Here is an 18,262-nt window from a genome sequence, read left to right on the forward strand (position 1 = left end):
GAAGTGAAAGATGGGCTCGCAAAAGCCTATATATTTAATCTTTTAAGAATCTTCTCGGCGTCAAAACCGTCAATGGACGGAAAATAGAGCTCATAAGCTTCTTTCTGAAGCTTGGCGCAGTAGGCCCGGTGAAAAAAGTATTTTCCGTATTTTATCACATAATTAAGAATAAAAAACCGGTAAGCTTCCTTCATAAACCGCACCTCACGCTCAGTCAATGGATAGATCTTGTGGTATTCTTCCAGAAAAATCATAAACCGTTCTTCCATCAGCGGACCGATCAGGTAGCTGAACACGGTTTTGTCACCCACGTTGGAACAAACCCGGCTGAAAAAATAGAAATCCATTACCCGGGAAGAGACGCGAAACCAGTCGTAATCCCATCTCGAAAACAGTTTCAGGTCATCTGTTACTGAGAAGTTCCCGATGTTCCAGTCTACAAAAACGGGCATCAGATCAAATCCGCTTACATTCAGGCGCTGGATATTTTTCATAAATATATCGCATTGCCTTTTGAGAATATTGATATATCCCCGGTGCTCATACTGGCCCGTGTCCGTTTCCAGAATGTCCAGCAAATGCTGAATATCGGTTCTCAGATTTTTGGAAGACTTTGGGATAGACCGGCTTGCACGAAAACACGCCTGGTGAAATCTTGCCGCCTCCGCCCCCAGCTTCCTGATCTGATCTTCATTCAACCGGCGCGGCAAACGGTTGGCAGCCCTGATCGGATTGTAGAAAACAACCCAGGTATCCACAAAATCCTCCTGGTAACGATATGTATAAACCTGATTGTTCTTGAAAAGGGACTTCGCGAGTACGTTTTCAAAGGGATAAAGCAGATTGTTGGAAAGCGCCTGTATAATGCGGTGGTCCTCCTTGAAATGCTCGTATTTACCAAAATAAGACAGCTTGGCAATTACCTTATCATCATTGTCGAGTGTTACCCTGAAAACATGGTTGGTAGATACCCTCGCACTGATATCTTCTACAAATTTGACCCCGATCGAATTATCAAAACCAGCCCAGGCCTGACGGATAATTGCCGGATAATCTTTTAAATGCATTGCTTTATATGTTACAATTTAGCCTGTCGATGTTCTTATAGCCAGTTATATGCAGTTTCAAAGTTAGCAACTTCAATGCGCCGATTGAGGAAAGCCGACTGGATAAATAAAAAAATAATCACATAATTTTGTAAAAACTTACCGCTTTCATTTTGTTTTACTACTTCTCCCGTTTTCTCGTTCGCCTGGCATTGCCGATTTATTTAAGAAAGCTTTGTGTTTCGCACTTCGACAGGCTGCCAAAAGGAAAGCCGCTGCTACTGGCCTCCAATCACCCTGATTCTTTTTTTGATGCTGTTGTGATCGGCTCGGTATTGAGTCAGCCCATTCATACGCTTACCCGCGGAGACGTTTTCAAGAAAAAAGCCGCTGCTTTCTGGCTCAGGCAGATCAACCTGATACCTGTTTTCCGTGGCTCGGAAGGTCGGCAGTACTTGAAAAACCATGATGTAACAGAACAGGAAAGCCACGACGCATTGAAAAAAAATGATGCTGTGGTGGTGTTTTCCGAGGGTATTTGTGTGAATGAATGGCGCCTGCGCCCGCTCGGAAAAGGTACCGCGAGAATGGCGTATAAAATCTGGTTTGGCGAGGATGCATTGCCGGAAATGAACGTGATTCCGACGGGGCTCAATTATGAAAATTTTCGCGGCCCGCATAAAAGGGTTTCACTCAAATTTGGTCACCCGATCAGTCAGGAGGAAATTCTGACCAGTCCGCAGGAATATGAAAAGTGGCTCCGGGAGTTTAATGAGATACTGGAAAGAAAAATGAATGAGGTAATCCTCACGATCCCTGCAGACACAACCATTCAGGAACGCACAAGGTTACTTAACGCATTTTTCAGCGACTGCACAGTTCCGCCTCGTACCAACCCCGTTATGAAAGCGATAGGTTGGGCTGGCAGAATGATCCACGCCCCGCTCTATTCTTTTTTCACAAAAAAGACCGCCCAGTTAACTGGCCGGTCTGTGTTCTATGATTCCGTATTGTTCGGAATGCTGATGTACCTCTATCCCGTAATCGTCACGCTCCTTGCATTGCTTATCGGCGCATTTGCAGGCTGGCCAGCCGCGCTGATCGTCTTCTTTGGCTTGCCGCTGCTTGCGTGGATTGGGAGCCGGTACAAAGTACTTTAAACCTTAATCCTTAACGCGTCCAAAACCCATTGTTTTGAGCATCCAGTCGGGCAGCGGCTTCTGGCTTTTACGTTTTTGTAAATCCATAAACCAGCCGATCTTTTTCAATATCGGTACCTTATGCGTTTCTACCAGCTCGATCAGTGTTCCGTCAGGATCTTCGAGGTAAGCAAAGCGGCCCGCGGCTGCTTCCATTCCGAAAGAGCTTTCGCTGTCAATCGTAAATGGATATCCTTGCGAGTGCAGTTTGCTTTTCAATGCATTCATATCCAGTGTATCAAAGCACAAATGAATGTAGCCGCAATCTCCCCAGAAACGATTTTCGAAGATCTTTTTAGGAGTCCGGTCCAGCGCCTGAACCAGCTCGATCTGGATATCCCCTAACAACTTACTGAATGCGCCTTCCGGGGTAAATTTCTTGCGCAACAGCATTCTGCGGTATTGCTGGTTCGGCAGCGATGACGGGATGTCCGCGAATACACCCGTTTCATCATAAACTACTTCCAGCGGCTGTAAAAGGCTCTTATAAAATGCCAAAGATTTGTCTATATCCGAAACGCCCACTACCACACCCGCAACTCCCCCGACCGGCGAGCCTGTTTTCTGAAACCAGGTATTGTCAGTCGTAATCTGGAAAATGTTACCGTAGGGATCAGTTCCCCAGAAACCTTCGCCTTCAGGCAGCTTCACAATGGGACCGACCTTCTCTTTTGATTGACTTTTTATCCAGGCGTGCGCCTTGTGCACATCCGGCGCCTTAAAACGGATCGCATTGATTCCCAGGTCGCCAGGCTCTATTTTGAAATCAGGTAACTGCGACTGGCGGCTTGTGAATGACCAGATTTCAAGCCCGCCGCCGCCAGCCATATTAATAGCCAGCACAGCATGCCGCTGATGTACTTTTCCCCCCGTGTAAGGGATCATCAATGGAGCCTCTGCTTTTTCATCAAAAACCGGAACGTCGAATCCCAGTACCTGCCGGTACCACTTCCATGCATCGGGCACGTTTTGAACACCTATTCCTACTTGTTGGATTCCTGAAATCAGTGCAGCACTCATTCGTTGAGAGAAAAAAATGGATCAGTCGATTGCAATTTAAAAGGCAATTTTACAAAATAAAATGCAAACCAGCCGCCGTGTGGCATAGTTGCCGAAAAATTGTGGGGTGTGGAAAATTTTTCTGATCAACAAAGCTGAAAGCGTTCTCTGATAAACATTATAATTCCTATCTTTAAATGAGATTTCCAGAATTTTCTTTTTAAAAACGTGAAATCTACGCATCCATTTGGATGCGCTCATCGTATCTGTGGTGAGCTTGTCTCAATTCAACCTGGAATGAATCAGTCAGTTATCATTGCACCGATAGGCGAAAGCTTACCGGATTTTTTAAGTAGCACTAATTATTCAAAAATCGTTGTAATTGCCGATAGTAATACCAAAAGGTATTGTTATCCGACGCTAAAGGACGTTTTACCAAAACATACTGTCGTAACAGTTCCAAGCGGCGAAGCGAATAAAACCTTGTCGACCTGCGAGAAGATCTGGGAGGCAATGACGAAAGAAGAATTGGACCGGCACGCACTGGTCATTAATATAGGTGGCGGCGTGATCGGAGATATGGGTGGTTTTTGTGCAGCAGTTTACAAACGTGGAATAGATTTTATACAGGTGCCCACGACCTTGCTTTCACAGGTTGATGCCAGTGTTGGCGGGAAATTGGGAATTGATTTTCAAGGATTTAAAAACCATTTAGGTGTTTTTAATATTCCGAAAAGTGTTTTGATCGACCCCTCTTTTCTAAGCAGTTTACCTGAAAGAGAAATTCGGTCGGGATTCGCGGAAATCATCAAACACTGTCTGATTGCAGATGTGGCGAAATGGGACGAGATCAGACAAAGGGATTTTGAGGCACAAAAATGGCCGGATCTGATTGCGCACTCGGTGCAGATCAAACAGAGAGTGGTAGACGAGGACCCAACGGAAAAAGGACTTCGCAAGATCCTGAATTTCGGACACACACTAGGGCACGCGGTAGAAACCTGCTTTTTGAATAAACCAGCAAATAAAAGGCTCTACCACGGCGAAGCAATCGCAATCGGAATGATCATGGAAAGCTATCTGTCTTTTGAGCGTAAAATGATTACGCAAGACACGCTTACCGAGATCGAGGAATTCATTTTCGCCACTTATGGGAAGGTGAAGATCAGTGCGGAAGATGTGGAGGAGATTATTGCATTGACCAAGCAGGATAAAAAGAACAGAGGAAAAGAAGTGCGTTTTTCGTTGCTGAATGGAGCCGGGCAATGTGCATTTGATATAGTAGTGACAGCTCCTGAAATGCGTAAATCAATAGCTTATTATTTGGGATAGTTTTACCAGAGTCAGTTATTGGTTAATAATGTTTTGTATCAACCATTTACAGAAATATTTTATTCAACCTGACAAATTAAATACTTATGCTGAGGTCTATTTCTATCTATTCTGCACTGCTTCTTGTAATTATAATAGCCGGCTGCTCCAGCGGCAGGAAAGTGTTTGTCGAGCACGATTACAGCTACGAAACCAATTTCAAAGACTACTCTTCCTACACGTTCCTGGAATGTGAACGTGATACCAACAACCTTTGTACCGAGATTTACGAAGCAATCCGCCGGCAAATGCAGGTAAGAGGATACAAACTCACCGCCGACAAACCTACCCTGCTGGTTAACTACGGTATTTTCTATGATAACCTGCGTTATCAAGGTTATATGCAGCCTGTAATCAAAAACTGGGTTGACACTGAAAACGACGGCTTCCGGTACGAGCCTATCAAATACGCGCTCGATAAAGGAACACTGATCGTATCTCTGATCGATGCCGAGAGCGACCAGGTGGTTTGGAGAGGTTATGCTTCCGGTATATTTAAAGGCGTTGAAAACTCAAATAACCACTACAGAAGTGTTGTTAGAAGGATTTTTGACCAATATCCCTTATTTGCAAAAGGATATGACCCAAGGAGGTACAGCGAGGAGGTTGGGCGTTGACCTTGTCCCCCCAACCGCCCTCCGGGGGGTTGGGGGTTCTAACGGAGCTTCAATGTCGCCAGCGTCAAAATGGCCAGGATAATCCCTACGATCCAGAACCTGGTTACAATTTTAGATTCGTGAATTCCCTTCTTTTGGTAATGATGGTGCAGTGGTGACATCAGGAAAATGCGCCTGCCTTCCCCATACTTTCGCCGGGTATATTTGAAATAGCTGACTTGCATGATCACCGACAGGTTTTCAGCTATGAAAATACCGCACATAATAGGGATCAGCCATTCTTTGCGGATCGCCAGCGCGATTACTGCGATTACCCCGCCCAGCATTAAACTCCCTGTATCACCCATAAATACCTGCGCAGGATATGCATTATACCATAAGAACCCGACGCACGCTCCTATAAATGCTGCACAGAAAATTACCAGCTCACCCGAGTTCGGAATGTACATGATGTTCAAATACTGCGAAAACTTGGTATTACCCGAAAGATAAGCCAGCACGCCAAGTGTCAATGCAATAATACCCGAAACGCCCGCAGCAAGCCCGTCGATCCCGTCCGTAATATTCGCTCCGTTGGAAATTGCTGTGATGATGAAAATGGCGACGATTGTGTAAATCACCCAGGTATATTCCTCTGGTAACCACCCGAAAAGCAATGTTTTGTAATCAAATTCATTGTTTTTGGTAAAAGGGATAGTAGTCACTGTCGGATGAATAATATCACGGTACCGCTGGATCTCCCCAAGGCTGGAACTTAGTAACGGTTGATCATATATTCTGATCCTCACACTGTCGTTGAAAGAAAGTGTCACACCTACGATAATACCCAAGCCCACCTGTCCGACGATCTTGAAACGGCCGTGCAGTCCGTCCTTATTATTCCTGAATTTTTTCAGATAATCATCAACAAACCCGATCAAACCTGTCCATAAAGCGGTGATGATCAGCAGCACAATGTATACGTTGGTAAGCTTTGCGAAGAGAATAACGGGAATAAGCAGCGAAGCAAGGATAATGAACCCGCCCATAGTCGGTGTACCCGCTTTTTCCATTTGTCCTGTCAATCCAAGATCACGGATCGACTCGCCCATTTGCTTTCTCCTTAAAAAATTGATTATCGACTTACCATAGGTGGCAGCAATAAAAAGCGACAGCACAGTTGCACCCAAAGCGCGGAAAGAAATGTACTGGAATACGCCCGCGCCGGGTATATTGAAGTTTCTGTCGAGATAATCAAATAGGTAATAGAGCATGAAAAAGCTTATTGGGGGTGACGGCTGCAAAGTTGGGGCTTTTCCAAGACTACGCAAAAAGCCATTGTGTATTTAATTGGAATACCGCTTTTCGAAAACTTCAAGCAGTACTTCCTTATCATCAAAATGGTGTTTTACGCCTTGTATATCCTGATAATTCTCATGGCCTTTACCTGCAATGAGAATTATATCACCCGGATTTGCCGAAAGTCCCGCTTTGAAAATTGCTTCTCTCCGGTCCGCAATGGTAGTTGTTTTTTTGTAGTCCAATGGCGGTACTCCCTTCTGCATTTGTTCCAGAATGTCCATCGGATTTTCAAACCTGGGATTATCCGAAGTCAATATAACTTTGTTGCTGAACTTACACGCAATTGCAGCCATTTTCGGGCGCTTTTCAGCGTCGCGGTTTCCTCCGCAGCCCACCACGGTAATCACCTGCTCATTTCCATTCCGTAAATGCGTGATGGTTTCGAGTACATTTTCAAGTGCGTCAGGCGTATGTGCATAATCCACAATTCCCACGATCTGATCGGCAGAATGGAATTGTTCGAATCTGCCGGGAGGACTTTTCAGGTTTGAAAGCTCGGTTAGTACCAGGTCTTCCTTTTCACCAAGTAAAACAGCCGCTCCGTATACAGAAAGCAAATTATATGCATTAAAACGTCCGATTACCCTAAACCAAACCTCCTGGTTATTGACGTCCATATGCATACCCGCCAGCGTGTCAGAGATGATTTTTCCCTTGAAAGTCGCGAGCGTCTGCAACGAATAAGTCTCGATTTTGGCTTTCGTATTCTGCACCATCACAGCGCCTCTGCGATCGTCGATATTCACCAATGCAAACGCACTTTTCGGGAGCTGGTCAAAAAAGCCTTTTTTGGCAGCGATATAGTTGTCAAATGTTTTATGGAAATCGAGATGGTCGTGGGTGATATTGGTGAAAATACCGCCGGCAAAGTGAAGACCTGTAATCCTGTGCTGCGCCACTGAATGTGAGCTTACCTCCATGAAAACATGCGTACAGTGCCTGGCCACCATTTGAGAAAGCAGGTGGTTCAATGCAATGGAATCGGGCGTGGTATGGGTCGAGGCGATTACCTCGTCTTCGATCTGGTTCTGAACAGTAGACAGCAGCCCGCAGCGATAACCCAGCGCCCTGAAAAGCTGGAAAAGAAAGGTAGCGACAGACGTCTTTCCATTCGTCCCGGTTACTCCCACAAGCTTCACCTTTCGAGAGGGATGATCGTAAAAGGCGGAGGCGATCAGCCCCATTGCTGCCGCCGAATCTTCTACCTGGATATAGGTAACATTATCGCTGATTTGCGAAGGCAGTTCTTCACATAAAATCGCACTAGCGCCTAGTTCCGTGGCTTTCCCAATGTACTGGTGCCCGTCCGTCTGTGTCCCCCTCAGTGCTACGAATAGACTTCCCGTAAGAATTTTGCGGGAGTCAAGTACAAGTGCATTGACCGTTATATCATCAGAACCCGTCACCCGGGCACCTTTCACGTCAGAAAGAAGCGTACTTAATATCTTATCCTGATTGTTGTCCATCAAGAAGTTACTGTAAGGTTAATAGTATTGTTTTAATCCCTTCCTTATTGGCGCCCGGCGGCAGCGATTGCTCCACCACTTTACCTGACCCTTTGAAAGTCACTTTAAAACCTTTGTTTTCCAATAAATAAAGCGCGTCCCGCATTGACATTCCCTGCAAATCGGGGACTTCCTTAGATAGTACATCAGCAGACCGCCAGTTCGTTTTCCCCTTCTTGTAAAGCGAAGCAGCCGCGTATTCCGCATCCTCCGGCGCAGGTGTAAGTTTCAGCTCCTTGCTGATTACCCTGAGATCAGAAGTTCTGCCTGCCCACTTGACCGGCTTGGATTCCTCCGGAATGGAATCTTTGACCGGCTTCTGAATGCCCACTTCGGATGCATAAATGCGGTCGGCTACTTCTTTGAAAACTGGCGCCGCCACACTTCCCGCATACCGCGTATAGTCTGCGCCTGAACTTTTAGGGTTATCAATTACTACGATACAGCTGTACTTAGGTTTGTCAGCAGGAAAGTACCCCGCGAAAGATGTGTAGTTCTTACCTTCTGTATAAATGCCGTTGATCAGTTTGCGGGCAGTTCCGGTCTTGCCTGCGATCTGGTACAAGTCACTCTTGATATGTTTTGCCAAACCATTATTTACAACCCCTTCCAGCATTTTCTTTACTTTCCGGATCGTCTCCGGGGAGCAAATCGGCTTTTCTTGCACGTAAGGTTCCATTTTGTCCTCTATCTCCTCTGCATTCCTGATCTCTTTCACGATCATCGGCCTCACCCAGTAACCGTCATTGGCCACCGCATTATAAAGGGCAAGCGTTTGTAAAGGAGTAAGCTGCATTTCGTAACCGTGCGCCATGTAGTACATCGAGTAAGAACTCCATTGCTTCGACGAAGGATTACGGATTAGCGGCGGCTTTTCACCTTTCATCTGAATATCCGTAGGCTCAGTCAGATGAAATTGTTTGAGGTACTGCAGGTACTTGTCAGGCTTGTTGGCAAAATACCGCATCATTAGCTGTACAATGCCGATATTGGATGATTTTTCCAGAACCTGTGAAGCTGTGATCGTGCCGAACCCGCCGCGGTGCGCATCACGGATGATATTGCTCCGGAACCGCATTGCACCATTTCCGGTATTCACCATGATCTTGTCCGGATCCATGTGGGTTTCTTCCAGAAGCGCCATCATCGTAGCCAGCTTGAAAGTCGACCCCGGATCATTGCTGCCGGCTAATGCATAGTTGAACACTTCTTCGTACTTGTTTTCGCCCCGCCTCGTCAGGTTCGCCATAGCACGGATTTCACCGGTTTTTACCTCCATGATGACCACAGAACCAAAATCCGCATTCATTTCTGTCAGTTTCCGTCGCAATGCGATCTCAGCCATATCCTGAATCTTCATATCGAGGGTTGTGTACACGTCACGGCCCGCCTCCGGTTGCACATTGAGTGCGTCCCCGACAGGTATCTTCATTCCGCCTTCAACCATTTCCACCCAGCCTATCCCCGATTTCCCTTCCAGTATTTTGTCAAAACTCGCTTCGAGCCCGATATAGCCCCGCCCCGTTTTCGGGTCAATACCGCCGATCGTGCGGTCACCCATCGGACTGTAAGGTTTATAGCGTTTGTAGATCGTCTCGAATTTACCTCCGCCGCCTTTTCTGTTTTTGGCAAAAAATGGCCACTGCTTGATCTTCTCCCGTTCGAGATAACTGATTTCACGACTCTTCAATCGCAGGTACCGCTTCGATTTACTTACGCGGTATCTCAAAATTTTACTGCGATAACCCGCCGCTGTATTTTCCTTGAAGCTTTTTGCTAGCAGGGAAGCGAGTTCGTCCAAATGATCGTAGAAGTAGGTCGAATCGGCTACTTTGGTGTCCAAACCGACATAATAGTAAGGCAGCGAAGTAGCAAGCAGGCTTTTATCATTAGAATAGATATTTCCGCGCATTGCCGGAATCGTATCTAGTTTCAGGTCATTTTTGACAGAATACTCAGCCCAGGTTTTGCCTTTGAACTCATCATAATACTGGACGCGGATCAGCTTTACGAAAACAAGTATAGCCAGCACGAACAACAGCCAGCCGACAGTCCGCGCCCTGTTAATAAGTGCCTTCTTGTTGTTTTGACCACTTTCGATCTCGTTCTTCATACCGGGAAGAAAAAATTACTTTTGACGATTTTCAGAGTTGAATGCGGTTTAATACTCGTCTGCTTTGACAAAGATTTTCTTGGGGGGGGTCAGGTTCTCTTCCAGGCCGGTCGCCTTCACTTTTTCAATAATAACCGACTGTTTTTTGCTTTTCTGATATTCGGAATGGATGGAATGGTACTCGGCCCGGAGATCATCTACCTCCTTTTTAAGCTTGATGCTGTTCCGCACATACTGCTCAGACTGGAATCCGATCCTTTCGTAAGCGACGAGCAGAATCACAACCCAGCCAAAATAGTAGAAATATTTAACCGGAAGCCGCTCCTCGCGACCTGGTGTTTTGTCCCCGAAAACCTTATCGAGCGGCAGGAACTTGTTGAGCCAGTTAAACAGGTGATATTCCCGCTTTTTCTTTGGTGGCTTGGGCGCCTTTGGTTTTGGTTTTCTTTTGTTCTCTGCCATTCTAATTCCTCCAAATTGATCGTTCACTCAGCAAAAACCTGTTCTTTTTCAGCAATCCGCAACTTCGCACTCCTTGCGCGTGGATTTCTTGCTAATTCCTCCTCACTTGCCTCAACAGGCTTTCTGGTAACGCTGTTTAAAGGTTTTAAAACATTTCCGTAAAAGTCTTTCTCAACTTCTCCGTCAAACTTTCCCTTTTGTATAAAATTCTTGACAAGCCTGTCTTCCAGCGAATGGTAAGACATTACCACCAGCCTGCCACCCGGCGCAAGTACGTCGGGAACCTGCGAGAGAAACTCTTCCAGTACCAGCAGCTCGTCATTTACCTCAATGCGCAAAGCCTGGAAAACCTGCGCGAAATATTTGTTTTCACGATGTTTAGGCGCAAACCGAAGCAGAATGCTCTTTAAATCATCGACCGTTTCAATCGGTGTATTGTGGCGCGCCGCGAAAATCGCATCGGCAGCCGTTTTGGCATTGGTTACCTCTCCATACATCCCGAGAATGCGCTGCAGCTCCCGCGCCGACCTCGAATTTAAAACTTCGCGCGCCGTTTTGTCAATACCCGGATTCATCCGCATATCAAGGTCGGCCTGGAATCTTGTGGAAAACCCTCTTTCCGGTGTATTGATCTGATGTGAAGAAACGCCCAGGTCGGCCAGGATACCATTTACTTTTTCGGCCTTATGTAATTTGAGGTAGCGTTTTAAATGCCTGAAATTGGCCGCTATAAAGGTGAAGCGCTGATCGCCTTTGAAAGCCTGTGCATTTACTGCTGCGTCGGGATCCTGGTCAAATGAAAACAGGTGACCTGTAGTAAGCTGGTCGAGTATCGCCCGGGAATGTCCTCCTCCGCCAAAAGTGACATCGACATAAATACCAGCCGGATCAATTTGCAATCCCTCAAGACATTCCTGTAACATAACAGGTTCGTGATAGGTACTCGGTTGATCCATTGTGAAAAGAAACGTTTTTAGGAACTAATTTTTACCAGGCGGCAGTTACAAACTTAGCAATTTTAGACCGTAGGAATTGCGCCTTTCATCGGATTTAATTTTCTTGCCGCACTTATATTTATACTATAACAAACTGTTTATGAGAGCAATCATTTCGGCAGCCTCCCTATTATTTTTAGTGTTTCAAATTGGCTGTAAATCCTCCTCCGAAGCTAACCTTAAAAATGGCATTTGGAGGGCGACGCTCAACCGCGACAATCAGGAGCTTCCATTTCTGCTCGATATCTCCAAAAATGCCGATGGAAAAACATACAACGTTTATGCATTGAACGGTGAGGAAAAACTCAGCATGGACACTGCCTATTTTGAGAATGATTCACTTGTTATTACCATGGAGCTTTTTGATGCCAAAATCGTCGCAAAAGCCGAAGAGGAGCATCTGAAAGGTACTTATTACCGTCTCGCTAACGGAACTGTATCGGGCTCACTTCCATTTGAAGCCAGGTTCGGCGAGAAGCACACTTTCTTCAAAGAAGGACAGGCGAAGAGCTCGCAGAATGTTTCCGGGAAATGGGCTACTGTTTTCATCAATGATGAAACCGGGGACTCTACCCAGGCACTCGGAACTCTGACGCAGAAAGGAACAGAAGTAACAGGCTCTTTTTTGACAACTACCGGAGATTATCGCTACCTGACAGGCAGTGTTAATGGGGACAGCCTGTACTTGTCCACATTCGACGGATCCAATGCGAAGCTCTTCAAGGCGGCGGTAAAAGACGGAAAAATGAGCGGATCTTTATGGTCAGGTATTAAAGGTTTCAGAAGCTGGAATGCAACGCTGGATCCCAATGCAACATTACCCGATCCAGTGAAACTGACCTTTATGAAACCCGGGTTTGAAACGGTTGACTTCAAATTTTCGGATCCGAGCGGAAAAGAATGGACGCTGAAAGATCCCCGTTTTGCAGGTAAGCCGGTGATCATCCAGATCATGGGCTCGTGGTGCCCCAACTGTATGGACGAAACAAATTTCCTGCAACCCTGGTACGAAAAGAATAAAGACCGTGGCGTAGAGATCATCGGACTTGCATTCGAACGTTCGGACAAGCCGGAAGTGGCCAATCCGAAAATCACCAAAATGGTAGAGCGTTTCGGCATTCAGTACCCTGTTGTGCTGGCCGGCACAAGCACCGACGAAGCCACTGCGAAAGCGCTTCCAATGCTCAACAAAGTAATGTCGTATCCGACAACCATTTTTCTTGACAAAAAAGGAAAAGTACGCGAGATACACACCGGGTTTTCAGGTCCTGGTACCGGCAAATACTATGATGAGTTTGTCACTGAATTCAACACGCTGATGGACAAGCTGATCAGCGAAAAATAAGCAAGCATAACCAAATACACCGCGACCAGCCATCGCGGTGTATTTTTTTGACCAAAAAATAGTATGCTTGCATAATACTACTGCGGTTTTTACATTTGTGAACAAGGCTTAACTGATATCATTTAGCAGATCAAGACCAATGCGGAAAGAGAAAACGGTTGATTTTCAGATAAAACGGGCCTGGCATTCCATATCCAGAATGTACAATGCCTATGCTGCGCGTTACGACACAACCATGTCAGTGGGCTATGTGCTTTTGAATATCGACATTGAAAACGGCACGCCTGCTACCAAGATCGCGCCGCTGCTCGGAATGGAGCCACGGAGTCTGGTTCGAATGCTTAAAACATTGGAAGAGAAGGGATTGATTAAGCGGGAGGTAAGTGAAAATGATAAACGTTTTGTAAGAATTGTGCTGACAGAGCTCGGTAAAGAGAAACGCGAGCTGGCCCGTGAGGGTGTAATTTCGTTTAATACAATGGTGAGGGACAAAATCCCGCTGGACAAGCTGGTCACTTTTTTTGATGTAATAAAAGATATTAACAGGCTCGTAGAGGAGGAAAACCAGAAAATTAAAGCTGGCGAAGGCGATGCAGAAGAAGCATTCTGACTTTGCTGCTATTCTAAAAACCAAAATCTTTAACTGATGAATCGTTCAATCCGTAAAGTAGCTGTGCTGGGTTCCGGCATCATGGGTTCCAGGATCGCCTGTCACTTTGCCAATATTGGTGTGGAAGTACTTCTGCTCGATATTGTCCCAAAAGAACTTTCCGACGCAGAAAAGGCGAAGGGAATATCTGCTGAACATCCTGCATTCAGAAATAAAATTGTAAACGAATCGCTGCAGCAAACCCTCAAAGCGACACCGGCTTCGCTTTATAGTCCCTCATTTGCTTCACGCATTAAGACCGGGAATTTTGAAGATAACCTGGCAGATATTAAAAATTACGATTGGGTGATCGAAGTGGTAGTGGAGCGGCTGGATATCAAAAAAAGCCTTTTCGAAAAGGTGGATGCGCTGCGCAAGCCGGGTACGCTCATTACTTCCAACACATCGGGTATACCGATCCATTTGATGGCCGAGGGGCGCAGCGAGGATTTTCAAAAGCATTTCTGCGGTACCCACTTTTTCAATCCGCCAAGATACCTCCGCCTGCTTGAAATTATCCCGACCCACGAAACAGATCAGCAGGTAATTGACTTTTTAATGCATTACGGCGATTTGTTTTTGGGCAAAACAACTGTCCTCTGTAAAGATACCCCGGGCTTCATCGCCAACCGCCTCGGCATTTACGCATTGATCCAGACGATCCGTGTTGCGGAGGAAATGGGTTTGAGCGTGGACGAAGTGGATAAGCTCACAGGCCCAGTCGCAGGGCGCCCCAAATCGGGTACCTACCGGCTTTCTGACGTGGTCGGGCTGGATACTACTGTGCACGTGGCCAATAACTTATACGCCTCGGGAGAAGGAAAAGACGAATCGCGAGATGCATTTGTTTTGCCTTCCATTATGCAGAAATTGTTTAACAATAAATGGCTTGGAGACAAAACGGGCCAGGGATTTTATAAGAAAGTAAAAGATGAAAAAGGTAAGTCTGTAATCCTCGCGCTGGACTTTCAAACTTTGGAATACAAGCCTTCTGAAAAAGTTAAGTTTGCCACACTGGAAGGTACCAAGGCGATCAGCGATGTGTGGAAGCGGTTTCCGGTGCTGCTAACCGGCGAAGACAAGGCGGGTGAATTTTACAGGAAGACATTTGCTGACATTTTCCGCTACGCCACTTTCCGCATTCCTGAAATATCTGACGAGATCTTCCGGATCGACCAGGCCATTTCGGCCGGTTTTGGCTGGCAATATGGTCTGTTTGAGACGTGGGATGCGATCGGGCTGAAAAACATGCTTGGTATCATGGAAAGCCTTGATCAAAAACCTGCTGCCTGGGTGTACGAAATGGTGGAAGCGGGCAATGAGTCTTTCTATAGAATCGAGAATGGAAAGCGGCTGTATTATGATATTCAATCAAAATCTTACCAGAAGATCCCTGGCCAGGACAGCTTTGTAATTCTGAGCAACCTTTCTCAGAATATAGTATGGAAGAATGCAGGCGCCAATTTGTACGACCTTGGAGACGGAATTCTGAACCTGGAATTCAAATCCAAAATGAATACAATGGGCTCCGAGGTAATCGAGGGTATTCAGAAGAGTATCAGCATTGCAGAAAAAGATTTCCACGGACTGGTGATCGGCAATGAGTCCCGCGAGGCATTTTCGGCAGGTGCTAACCTTGCAATGCTTTTCATGTTTGCGATAGAACAGGAATTTGACGAGATCAATATGGTAATTGCGCAATTCCAGCAAACGATGATGCGTGCACGGTACTCGTCTATCCCGGTGGTAACTGCGCCGCACACGCTTGCACTGGGAGGCGGCTGTGAGCTGAACCTGCATGCAGATAAGATTGTGGCGCACGCAGAAACTTACATTGGTCTCGTAGAATTGGGTGTAGGACTAATCCCGGCCGGCGGCGGTACCAAGGAAATGGCGCTGCGCTGCTCCGATCTGTACAAGGTCGGAGATCCTGAGCTTAATATCCTGCAAACTGCTTTCATGAATATTGCGCAGGCGAAAGTATCCACTTCGGCACAGGAAGCACTGGAAATGAATTACCTGCAGGAAAAAGACCAGATCGTACTCAACCGCTCACGCCTGATCGCAGAGGCGAAACAAGCCGCATTGGATCTGGCAGATAATGGTTATACACAGCCTAAGCAGCGCAATGATATCAAGGTACAAGGAAAAACCGGAATGGCGCTTTTCATGGCAGGTATAGCGCAAATGCGGCTCGCCAACTACATCAGCGACCACGATGCGAAAATTGCGAACAAGCTGGCTTATGTAATTAACGGAGGTGATCTGAGCTATCCTCAGCTGGTTACTGAGCAATACCTGCTGGATCTCGAACGCGAAGCATTCCTCTCACTTTGCGGCGAAAAGAAAACACTTGAACGAATGCAGGGACTATTGAACGGAGGCAAGCCACCGCGTAACTAGCGGCTGCATTTCGTAAATGGAATTATTAGCAGGCGGATTTGTGTTTTCGAATATTAGGATTTCCGCTCAAAAATTCGATATTTAGAATGGATCAACTAAAATCTTTTCTAAAACCGTCTAATATTTGCGCCGATCCCAACCCCAAAAAAGAGCCTAATAATCAACAATGATTTCAAAAAAAGCCAAATACGCGCTGAAAGCCCTGAAAGTTTTAGCAGAGCAATATGGAAAAGGTCCTGTACTGATATCTTACATCGCGGAAAAAGAGAAAATCCCGAAGAAGTTCCTGGAAGCGATTCTGCTCGATTTGCGCAATAATGGCGTTTTACAAAGTCAGAAAGGAAAAGGCGGCGGATACTTGCTGAGAGTGCCGCCGGGAGAGGTTAATTTTTCCAAGGTACTGAGGATTATTGACGGACCAATCGCTCCGGCTTTGTGCGTTTCAATGTTTTTTTACGGTCGGTGCGATGATTGCAAAGATGAAGAAACATGCAGCCTGCGAACTGTGCTGGAAAGGTGGCGCGACGCTAACCTGGCGGTTCTGGATAAAACAACACTGAACGACCTGTTGCGTGCAGAGAATGCAGGATTGGACATTTTACCTTAAAACCGCCCGGTCTTTGCGGACAAACAGCCGCGTACCATCGAAGTCTCCGATATACTTATAATTGTTTTGGACGAAAGTCAGCAGCGCAGGGTAACTTTCAATGCCCTGCGTTTTTTTGTCCTGTACCCAAAAACTGTTTTTCCCAACTGCATCCAGCACAAATGCCGGCCTGGTGCGTTCCAGATCCGACATATACCTGGCGCGGTAAACCTCCCGCATCGGATGTGCGAATATAGACCGTTCTGAATGGTTTTCAGCGGTACCTTGTGCTAGCTGCGCCTCCACGTAATACCTGCATTGCCAGCCCCACACGATCATATAGTCGGTACCGGAACTGTACTTTTTCAATTCCTGAACAACCGGGCTTTGCGCCAGTGTTACTGCGTCTACCGAATAGAAATTGTTGAGTCTTCTTTCCTTTACAAATCCCAATGCATCATTTCCTGCAAACCATAACAGAAACGCTGCCGGGAAAATAATTGCAAACTTGCTGATCCTCTGAATACCTGCGGCAGCGAGTAAGCTCCACGGGAGAATGCAGAAATTAAGGTAATGGATAAAATCGTTTCCGGATTTCGTGACTGCATAAACGCCCGCCAGTAGCAGCGAAATTATTGTAGTTAAAACGACCCGTTTACCTTTCTTCTTTTCTGCTGCATTAAAAAAGCCTGCAACACTAACTAGTATCGGAACGAGAAGCGCATAGGTATAAATTTGAAAATCAGGCGACAAGCTGAAAATACGCCAGAACTGACCGGGAATACCCAAGAAGCCTTCGCCTCCTGCATAAATTGCATTTCCCAGCAGGTAAAAGTCGATCATATCATGAAAGACGCCGTGCACCAAAGTCCAGATCAGAGCAAGTAACGGAAAGGTAAGACCGCCCAGGAGAAGCAAAACGAGCGGAACAATGTCCCGCCGATTTTTAAACCATTGATATACATAAAACAACGCTGCGAAGACGAGGACAAAAGCTTGCGGAACTGCCTGCAATTTGGCAAAAGGAACAGCGCCCGCAACCAGCCCGAGCAGAAAAGCACTGGGTTGCAAATTTCCATTTTGAGTACTTATTCTGGACAGCAACCAAATGCAGAGTGCCAAAAGAAACACCGGAAACTGCTCACTCGAATAATGAACAAAATCGACCTCCTGCGTAAAAGACAGCAAAACAAGAGGTACAATCCAGGCAAGTCGCGCTGTCCTTTCTTCAAACCAATTCTTTAATGCAAAAAACAGAAAAAGCAGCGAGCCTGCGGAACAAAGAAGCCCCATCAGCCTGCCGGAAGTGTAATTGATCTCAAAGCCTAAGAGGCGGGGAATGACTAGCAGGTAATTGTCGAGCGGACCAATGGTAGTACCATCGACCGAGCGCCAGTACACAGGATCCTGAAAAAGCGTGATCGCGTGGCTAAGCATCTGGCTTTCATCGGGATTAAGTTCCCGATTGAACACAATCACGGGCAAACGCATCATGAAAAGCAACACGATGCCGAGCAGAACAAATGCGTTAGCAGGGAGCTTTTTGTAGCCCGCAAACAAAACAATCATCCCGGCCAGCAGGTAGCCAAGCAACCAGTAGACTGTCGGGGAATGATCGAAATTAATCATAG

General features: G+C 46.2%; 15 protein-coding genes. 7 read left to right on the top strand and 8 right to left on the bottom strand.

Annotation, left to right across the window (positions count from 1 at the left end; genetic code table 11):
- Positions 1–26: 26 nt before the first annotated feature.
- Positions 27–1,067 (bottom strand): aminoglycoside phosphotransferase/kinase family protein, encoded by a 1,041-nt coding sequence (locus tag Q369_RS0114320; RefSeq protein ID WP_031528485.1) that lies wholly within the window; start codon positions 1,065–1,067, stop codon positions 27–29.
- A 152-nt stretch (positions 1,068–1,219) separates the two neighbouring features.
- Between Q369_RS0114320 and Q369_RS0114325 the strand changes: the two genes are divergently transcribed.
- Complete coding sequence (locus Q369_RS0114325; protein WP_031528486.1) at positions 1,220–2,206, top strand: 1-acyl-sn-glycerol-3-phosphate acyltransferase; 987 nt, start codon at positions 1,220–1,222, stop codon at positions 2,204–2,206.
- 3 nt (positions 2,207–2,209) lie between these two features.
- On the opposite strand, the gene Q369_RS0114330 is transcribed toward Q369_RS0114325, so the two are convergent.
- Positions 2,210–3,265, bottom strand: coding sequence for a VOC family protein (locus Q369_RS0114330; protein ID WP_031528487.1), 1,056 nt, complete (start codon positions 3,263–3,265; stop codon positions 2,210–2,212).
- Between the two features lie 276 nt (positions 3,266–3,541).
- Between Q369_RS0114330 and aroB the strand changes: the two genes are divergently transcribed.
- Both aroB and Q369_RS0114345 read left to right on the top strand, forming a co-directional pair.
- Positions 3,542–4,576: a 3-dehydroquinate synthase gene (gene aroB, locus Q369_RS0114340; RefSeq protein ID WP_031528488.1), complete on the top strand. Its 1,035-nt coding sequence runs from the start codon at positions 3,542–3,544 to the stop codon at positions 4,574–4,576.
- Positions 4,577–4,656: 80 nt separating this feature from the next.
- On the top strand, positions 4,657–5,232 hold the full coding sequence (locus tag Q369_RS0114345) for a DUF4136 domain-containing protein (protein ID WP_031528489.1): 576 nt from the start codon (positions 4,657–4,659) through the stop codon (positions 5,230–5,232).
- Positions 5,233–5,270: 38 nt separating this feature from the next.
- Here the strand turns inward: Q369_RS0114345 and mraY are convergent, their stop codons facing one another.
- From mraY to rsmH, 5 genes are all read right to left on the bottom strand, one after another.
- Positions 5,271–6,485 carry a phospho-N-acetylmuramoyl-pentapeptide-transferase gene (gene mraY, locus Q369_RS0114350; protein WP_031528490.1) on the bottom strand — a complete coding sequence of 405 codons (1,215 nt, stop codon included), beginning with the start codon at positions 6,483–6,485 and terminating at the stop codon, positions 5,271–5,273.
- Between the two features lie 72 nt (positions 6,486–6,557).
- Positions 6,558–8,039: a UDP-N-acetylmuramoyl-L-alanyl-D-glutamate--2,6-diaminopimelate ligase gene (locus tag Q369_RS0114355; RefSeq protein ID WP_031528491.1), complete on the bottom strand. Its 1,482-nt coding sequence runs from the start codon at positions 8,037–8,039 to the stop codon at positions 6,558–6,560.
- A gap of 7 nt (positions 8,040–8,046) precedes the next feature.
- A complete protein-coding gene (locus Q369_RS0114360) occupies positions 8,047–10,191 on the bottom strand; it encodes a PASTA domain-containing penicillin-binding protein (protein ID WP_031528492.1) in 2,145 nt (714 codons plus the stop codon).
- Between the two features lie 48 nt (positions 10,192–10,239).
- Positions 10,240–10,653: an FtsL-like putative cell division protein gene (locus tag Q369_RS0114365; RefSeq protein WP_031528493.1), complete on the bottom strand. Its 414-nt coding sequence runs from the start codon at positions 10,651–10,653 to the stop codon at positions 10,240–10,242.
- Between the two features lie 23 nt (positions 10,654–10,676).
- Positions 10,677–11,609 (bottom strand): 16S rRNA (cytosine(1402)-N(4))-methyltransferase RsmH, encoded by a 933-nt coding sequence (rsmH, locus tag Q369_RS0114370; RefSeq protein WP_031528494.1) that lies wholly within the window; start codon positions 11,607–11,609, stop codon positions 10,677–10,679.
- Between the two features lie 139 nt (positions 11,610–11,748).
- Here rsmH and Q369_RS0114375 point away from each other — a divergent pair, with 139 nt between their 5' ends.
- The 4 genes from Q369_RS0114375 to Q369_RS0114390 all read left to right on the top strand — a co-directional run bounded on the left by Q369_RS0114375 (position 11,749) and on the right by Q369_RS0114390 (position 16,652).
- Positions 11,749–12,993 carry a TlpA disulfide reductase family protein gene (locus Q369_RS0114375; RefSeq protein WP_031528495.1) on the top strand — a complete coding sequence of 415 codons (1,245 nt, stop codon included), beginning with the start codon at positions 11,749–11,751 and terminating at the stop codon, positions 12,991–12,993.
- Positions 12,994–13,132: 139 nt separating this feature from the next.
- The gene (locus tag Q369_RS0114380) at positions 13,133–13,603 is read left to right on the top strand and encodes a MarR family winged helix-turn-helix transcriptional regulator (protein ID WP_031528496.1); all 471 of its coding nucleotides are present in this window, start codon (positions 13,133–13,135) and stop codon (positions 13,601–13,603) included.
- 36 nt (positions 13,604–13,639) lie between these two features.
- Complete coding sequence (locus Q369_RS0114385; protein ID WP_031528497.1) at positions 13,640–16,045, top strand: 3-hydroxyacyl-CoA dehydrogenase/enoyl-CoA hydratase family protein; 2,406 nt, start codon at positions 13,640–13,642, stop codon at positions 16,043–16,045.
- A 166-nt stretch (positions 16,046–16,211) separates the two neighbouring features.
- On the top strand, positions 16,212–16,652 hold the full coding sequence (locus tag Q369_RS0114390) for an RrF2 family transcriptional regulator (protein ID WP_031528498.1): 441 nt from the start codon (positions 16,212–16,214) through the stop codon (positions 16,650–16,652).
- On the opposite strand, the gene Q369_RS0114395 is transcribed toward Q369_RS0114390, so the two are convergent.
- Positions 16,644–18,260: a hypothetical protein gene (locus tag Q369_RS0114395; RefSeq protein WP_031528499.1), complete on the bottom strand. Its 1,617-nt coding sequence runs from the start codon at positions 18,258–18,260 to the stop codon at positions 16,644–16,646. The genes Q369_RS0114390 and Q369_RS0114395 overlap by 9 nt on opposite strands.
- Between the last annotated feature and the right edge of the window lie 2 nt (positions 18,261–18,262).

The organism is Dyadobacter crusticola DSM 16708 (genome assembly GCF_000701505.1).
Classification (GTDB): domain Bacteria; phylum Bacteroidota; class Bacteroidia; order Cytophagales; family Spirosomataceae; genus Dyadobacter; species Dyadobacter crusticola.

What these genes read in the sequence shown, in the direction of transcription:
- Q369_RS0114320 (WP_031528485.1), bottom strand. Translation starts at nt 1,067, where the DNA reads ATGCATTTAAAAGATTATCCGGCAATTATCCGTCAGGCCTGGGCTGGT.
- Q369_RS0114330 (WP_031528487.1), bottom strand. Translation starts at nt 3,265, where the DNA reads ATGAGTGCTGCACTGATTTCAGGAATCCAACAAGTAGGAATAGGTGTT.
- aroB (WP_031528488.1), top strand. Translation starts at nt 3,542, where the DNA reads ATGAATCAGTCAGTTATCATTGCACCGATAGGCGAAAGCTTACCGGAT.
- mraY (WP_031528490.1), bottom strand. Translation starts at nt 6,485, where the DNA reads ATGCTCTATTACCTATTTGATTATCTCGACAGAAACTTCAATATACCC.
- Q369_RS0114355 (WP_031528491.1), bottom strand. Translation starts at nt 8,039, where the DNA reads ATGGACAACAATCAGGATAAGATATTAAGTACGCTTCTTTCTGACGTG.
- Q369_RS0114360 (WP_031528492.1), bottom strand. Translation starts at nt 10,191, where the DNA reads ATGAAGAACGAGATCGAAAGTGGTCAAAACAACAAGAAGGCACTTATT.
- Q369_RS0114365 (WP_031528493.1), bottom strand. Translation starts at nt 10,653, where the DNA reads ATGGCAGAGAACAAAAGAAAACCAAAACCAAAGGCGCCCAAGCCACCA.
- rsmH (WP_031528494.1), bottom strand. Translation starts at nt 11,609, where the DNA reads ATGGATCAACCGAGTACCTATCACGAACCTGTTATGTTACAGGAATGT.
- Q369_RS0114375 (WP_031528495.1), top strand. Translation starts at nt 11,749, where the DNA reads ATGAGAGCAATCATTTCGGCAGCCTCCCTATTATTTTTAGTGTTTCAA.
- Q369_RS0114380 (WP_031528496.1), top strand. Translation starts at nt 13,133, where the DNA reads ATGCGGAAAGAGAAAACGGTTGATTTTCAGATAAAACGGGCCTGGCAT.
- Q369_RS0114385 (WP_031528497.1), top strand. Translation starts at nt 13,640, where the DNA reads ATGAATCGTTCAATCCGTAAAGTAGCTGTGCTGGGTTCCGGCATCATG.
- Q369_RS0114390 (WP_031528498.1), top strand. Translation starts at nt 16,212, where the DNA reads ATGATTTCAAAAAAAGCCAAATACGCGCTGAAAGCCCTGAAAGTTTTA.
- Q369_RS0114395 (WP_031528499.1), bottom strand. Translation starts at nt 18,260, where the DNA reads ATGATTAATTTCGATCATTCCCCGACAGTCTACTGGTTGCTTGGCTAC.